The 12,444-nt window shown below is 64.6% G+C and carries 13 protein-coding genes; 7 read left to right on the top strand and 6 right to left on the bottom strand.

Annotated features, from left to right (window positions below):
* Positions 1-10: 10 nt before the first annotated feature.
* Genes Q5701_RS07430 through Q5701_RS07420 form a run of 3 tightly spaced genes read right to left on the bottom strand, consistent with a single transcriptional unit; the run spans position 11 to position 2,246 of the window.
* Positions 11-1,309: an MATE family efflux transporter gene (locus tag Q5701_RS07430; RefSeq protein ID WP_306754634.1), complete on the bottom strand. Its 1,299-nt coding sequence runs from the start codon at positions 1,307-1,309 to the stop codon at positions 11-13.
* Between the two features lie 10 nt (positions 1,310-1,319).
* On the bottom strand, positions 1,320-1,820 hold the full coding sequence (locus Q5701_RS07425; protein WP_306754633.1) for a PaaI family thioesterase: 501 nt from the start codon (positions 1,818-1,820) through the stop codon (positions 1,320-1,322).
* A 3-nt stretch (positions 1,821-1,823) separates the two neighbouring features.
* Positions 1,824-2,246 (bottom strand): PaaI family thioesterase, encoded by a 423-nt coding sequence (locus tag Q5701_RS07420; protein ID WP_234853067.1) that lies wholly within the window; start codon positions 2,244-2,246, stop codon positions 1,824-1,826.
* A 154-nt stretch (positions 2,247-2,400) separates the two neighbouring features.
* On the opposite strand from Q5701_RS07420, the gene Q5701_RS07415 reads away from it, so the two are divergent.
* The 7 genes from Q5701_RS07415 to Q5701_RS07385 all read left to right on the top strand — a co-directional run bounded on the left by Q5701_RS07415 (position 2,401) and on the right by Q5701_RS07385 (position 9,847).
* Entirely contained in the window at positions 2,401-2,781 is a 381-nt protein-coding gene (locus tag Q5701_RS07415; protein WP_234853068.1) for a MerR family transcriptional regulator, read from the top strand.
* Positions 2,782-2,902: 121 nt separating this feature from the next.
* Complete coding sequence (locus Q5701_RS07410) at positions 2,903-3,301, top strand: MerR family transcriptional regulator (protein WP_234853069.1); 399 nt, start codon at positions 2,903-2,905, stop codon at positions 3,299-3,301.
* 4 nt (positions 3,302-3,305) lie between these two features.
* The gene (locus Q5701_RS07405) at positions 3,306-5,078 is read left to right on the top strand and encodes an acyl-CoA dehydrogenase C-terminal domain-containing protein (protein WP_306754632.1); all 1,773 of its coding nucleotides are present in this window, start codon (positions 3,306-3,308) and stop codon (positions 5,076-5,078) included.
* Between the two features lie 272 nt (positions 5,079-5,350).
* Positions 5,351-5,992: a glutathione S-transferase family protein gene (locus Q5701_RS07400; protein WP_306754631.1), complete on the top strand. Its 642-nt coding sequence runs from the start codon at positions 5,351-5,353 to the stop codon at positions 5,990-5,992.
* On the top strand, positions 5,989-7,200 hold the full coding sequence (locus Q5701_RS07395) for an acetyl-CoA C-acetyltransferase (RefSeq protein ID WP_306754630.1): 1,212 nt from the start codon (positions 5,989-5,991) through the stop codon (positions 7,198-7,200). The genes Q5701_RS07400 and Q5701_RS07395 overlap by 4 nt, the downstream gene beginning before the upstream one ends.
* Positions 7,200-7,667, top strand: coding sequence for a cupin domain-containing protein (locus Q5701_RS07390; RefSeq protein WP_306754629.1), 468 nt, complete (start codon positions 7,200-7,202; stop codon positions 7,665-7,667). The genes Q5701_RS07395 and Q5701_RS07390 overlap by 1 nt, the downstream gene beginning before the upstream one ends.
* Positions 7,664-9,847: a 3-hydroxyacyl-CoA dehydrogenase NAD-binding domain-containing protein gene (locus tag Q5701_RS07385; RefSeq protein WP_306754628.1), complete on the top strand. Its 2,184-nt coding sequence runs from the start codon at positions 7,664-7,666 to the stop codon at positions 9,845-9,847. The genes Q5701_RS07390 and Q5701_RS07385 overlap by 4 nt, the downstream gene beginning before the upstream one ends.
* Positions 9,848-9,905: 58 nt before the next feature.
* Here the strand turns inward: Q5701_RS07385 and Q5701_RS07380 are convergent, their stop codons facing one another.
* The 3 genes from Q5701_RS07380 to obgE form a co-directional block, all read right to left on the bottom strand.
* Positions 9,906-10,181 (bottom strand): hypothetical protein, encoded by a 276-nt coding sequence (locus tag Q5701_RS07380; RefSeq protein WP_306754626.1) that lies wholly within the window; start codon positions 10,179-10,181, stop codon positions 9,906-9,908.
* A 101-nt stretch (positions 10,182-10,282) separates the two neighbouring features.
* Positions 10,283-11,383, bottom strand: a complete 1,101-nt coding sequence (gene proB / locus Q5701_RS07375; protein WP_306755365.1) for a glutamate 5-kinase — start codon at positions 11,381-11,383, stop codon at positions 10,283-10,285.
* Positions 11,383-12,414 (bottom strand): GTPase ObgE, encoded by a 1,032-nt coding sequence (gene obgE, locus Q5701_RS07370; RefSeq protein ID WP_234853076.1) that lies wholly within the window; start codon positions 12,412-12,414, stop codon positions 11,383-11,385. Before obgE ends, proB begins: the two co-directional genes overlap by 1 nt.
* Positions 12,415-12,444: the final 30 nt, after the last annotated feature.

Raw genomic sequence — 12,444 nt, 5'->3', positions numbered from 1 at the left:
ATGCGATCCTTCAGGTCGCTGCGGCCTCGGCCCGGTGGTAACGGAGCGCCATGGTCAGCCCCCGCGCGGCGTTCAGGATCATCAGCGCCAGCCACAGCCCGTGATTGCCCATTGCCGGCGGCAGGACGATCACCGCGGCCCCGAACAGCGCGACCGACTGGATCATGGCGACGCGCATTTCCCGGGTCAGGGTCGCGCCGATGAAGATCCCGTCCAGCATCCAGCTTGCCACCCCGATCAGCGGCGCCAAGCCCAGCCAAGGCAGATAGGCGCGCGCTTCGGTGCGGACCGCGGGGGATGTCGTCAGCAGGTCGATGATGGCGCCGCCCCCGAACCAGAAGACGGCCGCCAGGACCGCCGCCCCGGCCACGCCCCATCGCGATGTCAGGATCGCGGCGCGACGCACCCTATCGGGCCTGCGCGCCCCCACCGCCTGGCCCACCAGGCTTTCGGCGGCAAAGGCAAAGCCGTCCAGGGCATAAGCCGTGATCGACAGGAATTGCAGCAGCACCTGGTTGGCGGCCAGGGTCACATCGCCCTGCCCCGCGCCCAGAAACACGAAGCTGGTAAAGCTGGCCTGCAGCAGCACCGACCGGATCATGATGTCGCCATTGACCCGCACCAGTCGCGCCAGCTTGTTGCGCCCGAACAGATGCGCCGCCCGAAATCCGTCCCGCAAGGCCCGCCGTGTCATCCACAAGCCCAGCAGGAACCCGCCGTATTCGGCAATCAGCGTGGCCGCAGCCACGCCCGGCACGCCCAGGTCCAGCCCCAGGACGAACCAGACTGACAGGACGACATTCGCCCCGTTCTGCACCAGTTGCAGCAGCAGGACCGACCCCGCGCGTTCAACTGCGATCAGCCAGCCGGTAATGGCATAAAGGGCAATGGTGGCGGGCGCCCCCCAGATGCGGATTGCCAGGTATTCCCCCGCGAGCCTTTCAACCGCAGCCGAAGCCGGGGCGATGCGGAAAGCCGCCGCAAAGATGCTGCCCTGCAGCAGGATCATGGCAAGCCCCGCCGCTCCGGCAATGGCCAGGGCGCGCAACAGATGTGCCCCCGCCTCGGACCCGTCGCCCGCGCCATGGCTTTGGGCCACAAGGCCCGACGTGCCCATGCGCAGGAAGCCGAAGATCCAGTAGATCGAGGTCAGGATCACCGCGCCGATGGCAACGGCGCCGATCGCCTCGGGTCGGCCCAACTGGCCGATCACGCCGGTATCGACCAGCCCCAGCAGCGGCACCGTCGCGTTCGACAGCACGATGGGCAGGGCAATCGACAGCACCCGCCGGTTGGTCAGCCTGTCCATCCCAGGCCGCTTATCCCTGCGGCATCAGGAAATGCCCGGTTGCCTGCGCCATAAGGCGGGTGCGGTTGTCCTGCCATGCCTCGACCCGGACGCTTGCATACCGCCGTCCCGACCGCACCACCCGCGCCCGTGCATAGGCGTCGCGCGGCAGCCCGCTGCGCAGGTAATCCACGGTAAAGTCGATGGTCTTGGGCAGGCGCGGCACGCTGGCGGCCATCGCGGCGTCAGGAACGGTGCGGCCTGATTCCATATCCTCCCACATTGCGGTCCAGGCCAGCTCGATGATCGCCGTGGTTTCCAGGAACGCCGCGGTGACACCGCCATGGATCGCGGGCAGCAACGGGTTGCCGATCAGCTTCCGGTCGTAAGGCAGGATCGCCGTCAGTTCATCCCCGCGCCTGTCAAAGCGGATACCCAGCCAGGCCAGATAGGGCACCCCGCCCACCAGGGCCGCCAGCGCCGAATCGCGGCGCGACTTGATCTGGTCCAGGGGTTCGCGTCGGTCCATCATCGCTTACCTTTCGACCGTAAAGGCGCCGGTTGCGGCCGCAACCGGGTTGTCGCCGCTTTCGTCCAGGGCAACGGCGCGAACGAAGGCCACGGTTCGCGTGATGTGATAGCATTCGGCCCGTGCCGTGATCCGCTGTCCCTTGGTGGCCGAGCGCATATAGTCGATGCGCAGGTCGATGGTCGCGGTGGACCCCGGACCCGACGGATGGGCCATCACGGCCGCCCCGCAGCAGGTATCCATCAGCGCCGACACCACCCCGCCATGCACCACCCCGCTGCGTGGATCGCCCACCAGATGTTCGGCCCAGGGCATGCTGATGGTGGCCGTTCCGGCACCAAGCGCATCGACCTGCATCCCCAGGGCGCGGGCATGAGGGATCGCCTCGATGAACTGTTGCGCGATTCGGGTCTGGTCCGTGTCCGTCATGCCCTTGGTCCTGTCCATCGCCGCCCCCCTGCTTGCAGCCGACACGCTATCCGCGACCGGGCCGCACGCTCAACCCCTTCCCGATGTTCGCACCGGTTGAGAAGCGCGTGCCAACCCGTTAGCCTTGCCCCAGATGCTGACGGAAGGGGGGCGGATGCCGGGCGATCAGACAATCAGCTTCAAGGATATGTGCACACGCTTCGACGTGACGCCCCGGACGCTGCGCTATTACGAATATATCGAACTGCTGAACCCCCGGAAGGAAGGACGGTCCCGGTTCTATGGACCCCGGGAAATCGCCCGCATGACCTTGATCCTGCGCGGCCGCCGCTTCGGATTTTCCCTGGAGGATATCCGGCAATGGCTGCTGATCTATGAACAAAAGGGATCGCGCGAACAGTACCAGGTCTGGCTGGATCTGGCGGACCGGCAACTGAAGGTCTTGGACGAACAGATCACCGATCTGACTGCAGCCCGGGCCGATCTGGAAGCCCTGCGCGATACCGCCGCCCAAGACCTGAGCAAGATGGGTTGACCCTGCGTCACGGTTAGCCTTGACTTCACTTGTGACGCGGCGTCTTGCTTACGTTCGCGTCAACTTGCCCCTATATTGTGGTCAAGGACGGCAGACGGTGAATGAGGAGGAACCGCGATCCATGTCCGACGAAATGATGACGATTCGCCAGATGTGCGATGCGTTCGATGTCACCCCCCGCACGTTGCGTTTCTATGAGGCGCGCGAGTTGATCTTTCCCGAACGTCGCGGGCAGCATCGCCTGTATGACCGCCGGGACCGGGCGCGGCTGACATTGATCCTGCGCGGCAAGCGGTTCGGCTTCAGCCTCGAGGAAATCCGCCAGTTGCTTGAACTGTATGAACCCGGCGGCACGAACAAGGCGCAGATCGCCGCGACCATCTCGGTCGGGCGCCAACGCCTTGGCGACATGGAACGTCAATATGCTGAACTGAGTGAGGCGATCGTCGAACTCAAGACCCAGCTTTCCGATGCAGAAACCCGACTTGCCGCCGCGTCCAACGACACGACCACAGGGTAGAGCCATGACGATTTACATCCCGCCTGTCACCGACATGCAGTTTGCGCTGCATGACGTGCTGAAGCTGTCGCAATCCGGCCTGCCGGGGCACGAGGATCTGGACCGCGACTTCACCGAAGCGGTGCTGGACGCCGCAGGCAAGCTGGCGGCCGAGGTTCTGGCACCGCTGAACGCCGTTGGCGACCGGCAGGGATGCCGCCTGGAAAACGGCGTGGTGCGCACGCCCGACGGGTTCGACCGGGCTTTCCAGGCCATGAAGGAAGGCGGCTGGACCGCGCTCGACTGCGACCCCGATTATGGCGGGCAGGGAATGCCCTATGTGATGGGTGTCGCCACGGGCGAGATGTTCGTTTCGGCAAATATGGCTTTCAACATGTACCAGGGCCTGACCCACGGCGCCTATTCCGCCATCCATGCCCATGGGACCGACGACCAGAAGCAGACCTATCTGCCGAAAATGGTCAGCTGCGACTGGACCGGCACCATGAACCTGACGGAACCGCATTGCGGCACCGACCTGGGCTTGCTGTGCACCAGGGCCGAACCCCAGGGCGACGGCAGCTATCTGATCACCGGGCAAAAGATCTTCATCTCGGCCGGGGATCACGATCTTGCGGAAAACGTCATCCATCTGGTCCTGGCCAAGGCACCCGGCGGGGGCGAAGGCACAAAGGGCATCAGCCTGTTCATCGTGCCGAAGTTCCTTGTGAATGCCGACGGATCCCTGGGCGAGCGCAACGGCGTGTCCGTGGGCGCCCTGGAAGAAAAGATGGGCATCCACGGCAATGCTACCTGCGTGATGAACTTCGACGGCGCAAAGGGTTGGCTGCTGGGCGAATTGCACAAGGGGATGCGGGCCATGTTCACCATGATGAACGAGGCGCGCCTGGGCGTGGGCCTGCAGGGCTATGCCTGCGCGGTGCCTGCCTATCAGAACGCCGTCGCCTATGCCAAGGACCGCTTGCAAGGCCGTGCGGTGACGGGTGTGCAGAATGCTGCCGGGGCGGCAGATCCGCTGATCGTCCACCCCGACATCCGCCGCAGCCTGATGGACCAGAAATCCTTCCTGGAAGGCGCGCGGATGCTGGCCCTGTGGGGCGCACACCTGATCGACAAGGGTCACAATGGCGATGCGGATGCCGAAGGCTTGGTGTCGCTGCTGACCCCCGTTATTAAGGGATTTCTGACCGACAAGGGATTCGAGACGGCAGTGCTGGCCCAGCAGGTCTTCGGAGGCCACGGCTATATCGAGGAATGGGGCATGAGCCAGTTCGTCCGCGATGCCCGCATCACCATGATCTATGAAGGCGCGAACGGCGTTCAGGCCCTGGATCTGGTGGGCCGCAAGCTGGCCCAGGACGGCGGCAAGCACGTGATGGCTTTCTTCGAGATGGTCAAGGCCTTCTGCAGGCAGCATGGCGACAGCGCCATCGCGGACGACTTCATCGCGCCGCTGAAGGCCGCGTCCAAGGATCTGCAGACCGCCGCTATGTTCTTCATGGAACGGGGCATGAAGAACCCCAACGACGCGCTGTCGGGCAGCTATGACTTCATGCACCTGTTCGGTCATGTCGCGCTTGGCTTCATGTGGGCGCAGATGGCGGTCGCGGCGCAAGCGGCCCTGGATGCGGGTGATCGGGATGCGGCGTTCCTGAGGACCAAGCTGGCGACCGGGCGATACTACATGAAGCGGCAGCTGCCGATGACCGCGACGCATCTGGCCCGCATCCAATCGGGCGCCGCGCCGGTGATGGAACTGGAGGCGGAGGCGTTCTGATACCCTATCGTGGCTCTGGCTTCACGAGCCGGAGCCTCCGGCGGGGATATTTAAGTGAAGAAGAAGCGGCATTTCCGGCCCGCGCTCGGCCATCGGCATCAGACTCGCAGGCCGGAAACGTCTCCTTCAGCGGTCATTGGCTTCCCAGCCTGTACCGCAGTTCCGAAATTAGGCGCAGAATGTTGAAGAAGGATTAACCCGTCCCTTCTTCTTCACGAAAATATCCCGCGGGGGTCCGGGGGCGCGAAGCCCCCGGCGGTTGGAGGAACAGGATGACGGCGAAACTGTGGTGCTTTGGCGAATCCGGCAATGCCTACAAGGCGGCCCTGACCCTGGATCTGGCCCATTACGACTGGACCCCGGTTTTTGTCGATTTCTTCAACGGCGAGGCACGAGACCCTACCTTTCGCGCGATCAATGCCATGGGCGAGGTTCCTGTCTTTCGCGAAGGCGACCTGACTCTGACGCAATCGGCGGTGATCCAGCTTCATGTGGCGGAACGCACAGGGAAGTTCCTGGGAAGTGACCGGAACGAAACTCTCCGCTGGCTGATGTTCGACAATCACAAGCTGTCGGGCCAGGCCGGCCCGGCGCGGTTCCTGCTGAACTTCCTGCCTGCGGACAAACGCCCGGCAGGCGCGGCGGAATATCTGCAGGGGCGGCTGAAGGCGACCTACCGGGTGCTGGACGACCACTTGGCCAACCGCGACTGGGTTGCCGACAGCGTACCGACGCTCGCCGATTTCGCCTGTTGCGGATACCTGTTCTATCCCGAACCCTTCGGCTTTGACCGCAAGGACTGGCCCCATATCGACCGCTGGCTGGACGCGATCAGCGCCCTGCCCGGCTGGAAACACCCCTATGACCTGATGCCCGGCAACCCTGCCGACCGGGCGCCCAAGGAGGACGCATGACCGACTCATTCATCTATGACACGGCCCGCACGCCGCGCGGCAAGGGCCGCCCGGATGGCAGCCTGCACGAAGTGACATCCTTGGCGCTATCGGCCCGGTTGCTGAATGCCGTCAAGGAACGCAACAATCTGGAAGGCCACGCCGTCGAGGATGTGATCTGGGGCAATGTCACCCAGGTCAAGGAACAAGGAGGCTGCCTTGCGCGCTCGGCGGTTCTTGCCTCGGACTTGGACGAACGCATTCCCGGCCTGTCGATCAACCGCTTCTGTGCCAGCGGCATGGAGGCCGTGAACCTGGCCGCCAACCAGGTCAAGGCTGGCGCCGGCAACGGCTATATCGCGGGCGGGGTCGAGATGATGAGCCGCGTTCCCATGGGCAGCGACGGCGCGGCCATCGCCGTGGATCCCGGGCTGGCGATGAAGACCTATTTCGTGCCGCAGGGCATCAGCGCCGACATCATCGCCACTGAATACGGTTTCACGCGCGAGGAGGCCGACAAGCTGGCCGTCGAAAGCCAGAGCCGCGCCGCCCGTGCATGGGAGGAAGGCCGCTTCTCTCGCTCTATTGTTCCGGTCATGGATCAGAATGGCCTGACCATCCTGGGCCGCGACGAATACATGCGGCCCGGCACCACCATGGAGGATCTGGCCAAGCTGAAGCCCGCCTTCAAGGACATGGGCGAGATGATGCCCGGCTTCGACAAGGTCGCAATGCTGAAATACCCGCATCTTGACCGGATCGAACATATCCACCACGCCGGAAACAGCAGCGGCATCGTGGACGGCGCCGCCGCCGTGCTGATCGGGAACGAGGAGTTCGGCCGTGCCCATGGGTTGAAGCCCCGCGCCCGCATCCGTGCCACCGCCAAGATCGGCACCGATCCCACCATCATGCTGACCGGCCCGGTGCCCGTGACCGAGAAAATCCTGTCAGACAGCGGCCTGTCGATCAGCGACATCGACCTGTTCGAGGTGAACGAGGCCTTTGCCGCCGTGGTCCTGCGATTCATGCAGGCGTTCCAGGTCGATCCCGGCAAGGTGAACGTCAATGGTGGCGCCATGGCAATGGGCCACCCGCTGGGTGCGACCGGCGCGATCATCATCGGTACGCTGCTGGACGAACTTGAACGGCAGGACAAGACCATGGGCCTGGCCACGCTGTGCATCGCGTCCGGCATGGGCGCGGCCACCATCATCGAGCGCGTGTGATGATCATCCGCAAGGACAGCGTGCCCGTGACCGAGGCCGTCTCGGGCTATCCCCGGCCGTTCAACCTGGGTCGCGGCTTCCTGTCCTATCGTCACCTGACCGAGGTGGGTGGGCTGACCCAGTTCGGGATCGCGCTTGAAACCCTACATCCCGGCAAGCAGTCAAGCCAGCCCCATTGGGAACAGCACGAGGACGAGTTCCTCTATCTGCTTGAAGGTACGCTGACCGTTGTCGAGGCTGGCGTGGAAACCGTTATCCACCCTGGCGACGCCTGCTGCTGGAAGGCGGGCACACCCGTCGCCCACACCCTGAAAAACCACACCGGACAGCCCGCCGTCTATCTGATCGCGGGGAGCCGGAATCCGAACAACATCACGCATTATCCGGGCCTCGATATGCTGGCGACGCCTGCGGGGTACACGCACCTGGACGGCACCCCCTACCCGACCGAGGGAGAGAACGAATGACCGATTTCACCATGCAGAAGGACGCAGATGGCGTCGCCGTCATCACCTGGGATGTGCCCGGAAAGTCGATGAACGTGCTGTCGCTGGAAGGCGCGTCCGAACTGAACGCGCTGATCGACGACGCTCTGGCCGACGAGGCCGTCAAGGGCATCGTCATCACCAGCGGCAAGAAGGATTTCGCCGCCGGGATGGACCTGAACGTCATCGCGCAGATGAAGGAGGGTGGAGCGCAGCAGGTATTTGACGGGATCATGTCGCTGCACCATGTCCTGCGCAAGATCGAGCGTGCGGGCATGGACCCCAAGACGCTCAAGGGCGGCAAGCCCGTCGCGGCGGCCCTGCCGGGCACCGCGCTTGGCATTGGCCTGGAACTGCCGCTGGCCACGCATCGCATCTTTGCCGCCGACAATCCCAAGGCGAAGATCGGCCTGCCCGAGATCATGGTCGGCATCTTCCCCGGCGGCGGCGGAACCATCCGCCTGTCGCGCAAGCTGGGCGCCATGGCAGCCGCCCCCTTCCTTCTGGAGGGCAAGCTGTCGGACCCCAAGAAGGCCAAGGCTGCCGGGCTGATCGACGAGGTTGTGGCCGATCCGGTTGCCGCTGCCCGCGAATGGGTGCTGAATGCCAAGGACGCGGACCTGGTCAAGCCTTGGGACGCCAAGGGCTACAAGATGCCCGGGGGAGAGCCGTTCCATCCGGCGGGCTTCATGACCTTCGTCGGTGCGTCCGCCATGGTCAACGGCAAGACGATGGGCGTTTATCCGGCGGCCAAGGCGCTGCTGTCGGCGGTCTATGAAGGCGCGCAGGTGCCCTTTGACACGGCGCTGAAGATCGAGGCGCGTTGGTTCACCAGCGTGCTGATGAACCCCTCCAGCACCGCGATGATCCGCAGCCTTTTCATCAACAAGGAAGCGTTGGAAAAGGGCGCGAACCGTCCCGAGGCACCGGACCAGTCGGTGAAAAAGGTCGGCATCCTGGGCGCCGGGATGATGGGCGCCGGCATCGCCTATGTCAGCGCCATGGCGGGGATTCAGGTGGTGCTGATCGACGCGAAGCAGGACAGCGCCGACAAGGGCAAGTCCTATTCCGAAGGCCTGCTGGACAAGGCCATCAGCCGCAAAAAATCGACGGCCGAGAAAAAGGCCGAGGTGCTGGACCGCATCACCGCCACCACCGATTATGCCGCGCTTGAAGACTGCGACCTGGTCGTGGAAGCCGTTTTCGAGGATCCCGCCATCAAGGCCGAGGTCACGAAGCGCGCCGAGGCCGTCATCCCGCCCGATGCGATCTTTGCCACCAACACCTCGACCCTGCCGATCAGCGACCTGGCGCGGGCCAGTGCCCGGCCCGACCGGTTCATCGGCATCCACTTCTTCAGCCCCGTGGACAAGATGATGCTGGTGGAAATCATCAAGGGCCAGCAGACCGGCCCTGTTGCCGTTGCCAAGGCGCTCGATTTCGTGCGCCAGATCCGCAAGACGCCCATCGTCGTGAACGATGCACGGTTCTTTTATGCCAATCGGTGCATCATCCCCTATATCAACGAAGGCATCCGCATGGTGGCCGAGGGGGTGAATCCGGTTCTGGTCGAAAACGCCGCCAAGATGATGGGAATGCCACTGGGACCGCTGCAACTGGTGGATGAGACATCCATCGACCTTGGCGTGAAGATCGCCAAGGCCACGCGCGCGGCCATGGGCGACGCCTATCCGGACGGGTCGGTCGATGAGGTGCTGTTCTGGATGGCCGACCAGGGTCGCCTGGGGCGCAAATCCAACGCAGGCTTTTATGCCTATGGCGAGGACGGCAAGCGGCAAGGGCTGTGGGATGGATTGGCCGCGCGCCATCCCCAAGCCGAGGACCAGCCGGATCTGACCACCGTTCAGCACCGCCTGATGTTCGCCCAGACTCTCGAAGCCGTGCGCGCCTTCGAGGACGGCGTACTGGAGGATATTCGCGAAGGCGACGTTGGCGCGATCCTGGGCTGGGGCTTTGCGCCCTGGTCGGGCGGGCCGTTTGCATGGCTGGACATGATGGGCCCGGCCCGAGCGGTCCAGATCTGCGACCGGCTGGCGGCGGATCATGGCGATCGCTTTGCCGCGCCCAGGCTGTTGCGCGACATGGCCGAAAGTGGCCAAGGCTTCTACGACCGCTATGGCAGCGGCAAGCAGGCCGCCTGACAAAGGAAACGCCCCGGCCTTGCGGCCGGGGCGTGCCTGATCCTGCCCCTTTTTTTATTCAGTCATCATCGCCCCACCGGCCACGGCGATCATCGTCGTCATCGTCGTCATCATCCCAGCGATCATCATCGTCATAGTCGTCGTCATGGCCGACGCGATAAGCGCCGCCCCACCAGCGGTCGTCGTTCCGATTCCGGCCCTGCATATCGAACTGCGAGGTGGCAAGTCCGCGAAGGATGCGGTTGCTGTCGTCGTTGTCATCGGCCAGGGCGGCGCCCGGCATGGCAAGTCCGGCGCTTGTCGCCAAAGCGAGCAGAAGGCTGTGTCGTGTCATGGCTGCGGTCCTTCATCTGTCACAGGCCATCCTGCCTGCGGGATGATGACGGATGGGGCGCAGGATTATTCCCGCAGCGACGAAAAAACGTGGCCCGCGCCCTACAGCGCCATGTCGTCGCGATGCACCAGGGCCGCGCGGGCGGTGTATCCCAGGATCGCCTCGATCCGGTCGGACCGGTGGCCCGCGATCCGCCGCGCTTCGTCCGCAGTATAGCGGGTCAGGCCAACCGCCAGCGTCTGGCCCGAAGGCCCGGTGATCGCCACGGGATCGCCACGCCCGAATTCGCCCACAATCGTCTGGACCCCGGCGGGCAGCAGGGATTTCCCGCCTTGCAATGCCAGCACGGCGCCCTCGTCGACGACAAGCGCGCCCTTGGGCTTCATGGCCGCGATCCAGCGCTTGCGGGCAAGCTGGGGGTCGCTTTCGGGCAGGAACCAACTGCACCGCGCGCCGTCCGCCACGGCCGACAGCGGGCGCATGACCGATCCTTCGGCAATTGCCATGGCGCATCCCCCCGCAATGGCCGTGCGCGCGGCCATCAGCTTGGTCTTCATGCCGCCCTTGGACAGGCCCGATACCGGATCGCCGCCCATCGCCTCGATCTCGGGCGTCAGGGCTTCGATCACCGGCAGGTGGTGGGCGGTCGGGTCGGTTTTGGGATTAGACGTGTAAAGCCCGTCCACGTCCGACAGCAGCAGCAACTGGTCCGCGCCGCAGGTGACGGCAATCTGCGCGGCCAGGCGGTCGTTGTCGCCAAAGCGGATCTCGTCGGTGGCGACCGTGTCGTTCTCGTTGACGATGGGCACGACGCCCAAGCCCAGCAGCGTCTGCATGGTCGCGCGGCTGTTCAGATACCGGCGCCGGTCCGCGCTGTCCTCCAGCGTCAGCAGCACTTGCGCGGTGGTGACGCCATGCGGGGCCAGGGCTTCCTCGTAAGCCCGCGCCAACCGGATCTGGCCCACGGCGGCGGCGGCCTGCGCCTGTTCCAGCGGCAGCGCACCGCTGGGCAAGCCCAGCACCCGCCGCCCAAGCGCAATTGACCCCGACGACACCAGCACCACGTCGCAGCCGCGCCCGCGCCACAAGGCCACGTCGTCGCACAACCCCCGCAGCCAGTCGCCCCGCAAGCCCCGATCATCGACCAGCAGCGCGGATCCGACCTTGACGACCAACCGCCGGGCTTGCGCCAGGGTCGGGATCACGGCTGCCATGGCGCCTCTGATTCGTCCTTCCTGACGCTGCGGGATGGTTCGATCTGGGACCACAAGGCGCGCAGAACCTCGGTCACGCCCAGTTTCGCGACACCAGACATCAGCAGGACCGGAGTGCCGATCTCTGCTTCAAGCTCTGCCTTGCGCAGGGCGATGGTTTCATCATCCATGGCGTCGATCTTGTTCAGCGCCGTGACGCGCGGCTTTTCCATCAGGACTGGGGAATAGGCCGCAAGCTCGGTCAGGATGGTGCGGGCATCGGTTGCCACATCATCGGACGTGCCATCAACCAGATGCAACAGCACGCGGGATCGTTCGACATGGCCCAGGAACTGGTCCCCCAGACCCCTGCCCTCGCTGGCGCCTTCGATCAGGCCGGGGATGTCGGCCATGACGAATTCATGGCCGTCGATGCCCACAACGCCCAGGTTCGGATGCAGCGTGGTAAAGGGATAATCCGCGATCTTGGGCCGGGCGTTCGACACGGCCGCCAGGAAGGTGGACTTGCCCGCATTGGGCAGGCCAACCAGGCCGGCATCCGCGATCAGCTTCAGCCGCAGCCAGATCGTGCGCTCCACCCCCTCCTGGCCAGGATTGGCATTGCGCGGGCTGCGATTGGTCGAGGTCTTGAAATGCAGGTTCCCCCACCCACCATTGCCGCCGCGCGCCAGCAGGACCCTTTGCCCCGGTTCGGTCAGGTCGGCGATGACGGTTTCCTCGTCTTCTTCCAGGATCTCGGTCCCGACCGGCACCTTCAGCACGACATCATCCGCCGACTTGCCGGTCATCTGGCTGCCCATGCCGTGCTGGCCGGATTTCGCGAAGAAGTGCTGCTGATAGCGAAAGTCGATCAGGGTGTTCAGCCCTTCCACTGCCTCGGCCCAGACATCGCCGCCATTGCCGCCGTCCCCACCGTCGGGGCCACCGTATTCGATGAACTTCTCGCGCCGAAAGGACACGCAGCCCGCACCGCCCCCGCCCGAGCGGATATAGACTTTGGCGAGGTCAAGAAATTTCATGGCAAAGGCTCCTGTTCAGGAAATGCGATA

It is taken from the genome of Paracoccus actinidiae (genome assembly GCF_030863885.1).
Lineage (GTDB): Bacteria > Pseudomonadota > Alphaproteobacteria > Rhodobacterales > Rhodobacteraceae > Paracoccus > Paracoccus everestensis.
Note: the sequence above shows the minus strand (reverse complement) of the source record. Positions and strands in the feature narration are given on the sequence as shown.

Coding starts and splice junctions, on each gene's coding strand:
- Q5701_RS07415 (WP_234853068.1), top strand. CDS start 2,401: ATGCCGGGCGATCAGACAATCAGCTTCAAGGATATGTGCACACGCTTC.
- Q5701_RS07395 (WP_306754630.1), top strand. CDS start 5,989: ATGACCGACTCATTCATCTATGACACGGCCCGCACGCCGCGCGGCAAG.
- Q5701_RS07380 (WP_306754626.1), bottom strand. CDS start 10,181: ATGACACGACACAGCCTTCTGCTCGCTTTGGCGACAAGCGCCGGACTT.
- Q5701_RS07390 (WP_306754629.1), top strand. CDS start 7,200: ATGATCATCCGCAAGGACAGCGTGCCCGTGACCGAGGCCGTCTCGGGC.
- Q5701_RS07400 (WP_306754631.1), top strand. CDS start 5,351: ATGACGGCGAAACTGTGGTGCTTTGGCGAATCCGGCAATGCCTACAAG.
- Q5701_RS07425 (WP_306754633.1), bottom strand. CDS start 1,820: ATGATGGACCGACGCGAACCCCTGGACCAGATCAAGTCGCGCCGCGAT.
- Q5701_RS07385 (WP_306754628.1), top strand. CDS start 7,664: ATGACCGATTTCACCATGCAGAAGGACGCAGATGGCGTCGCCGTCATC.
- obgE (WP_234853076.1), bottom strand. CDS start 12,414: ATGAAATTTCTTGACCTCGCCAAAGTCTATATCCGCTCGGGCGGGGGC.
- Q5701_RS07420 (WP_234853067.1), bottom strand. CDS start 2,246: ATGACGGACACGGACCAGACCCGAATCGCGCAACAGTTCATCGAGGCG.
- Q5701_RS07405 (WP_306754632.1), top strand. CDS start 3,306: ATGACGATTTACATCCCGCCTGTCACCGACATGCAGTTTGCGCTGCAT.
- Q5701_RS07410 (WP_234853069.1), top strand. CDS start 2,903: ATGTCCGACGAAATGATGACGATTCGCCAGATGTGCGATGCGTTCGAT.
- Q5701_RS07430 (WP_306754634.1), bottom strand. CDS start 1,309: ATGGACAGGCTGACCAACCGGCGGGTGCTGTCGATTGCCCTGCCCATC.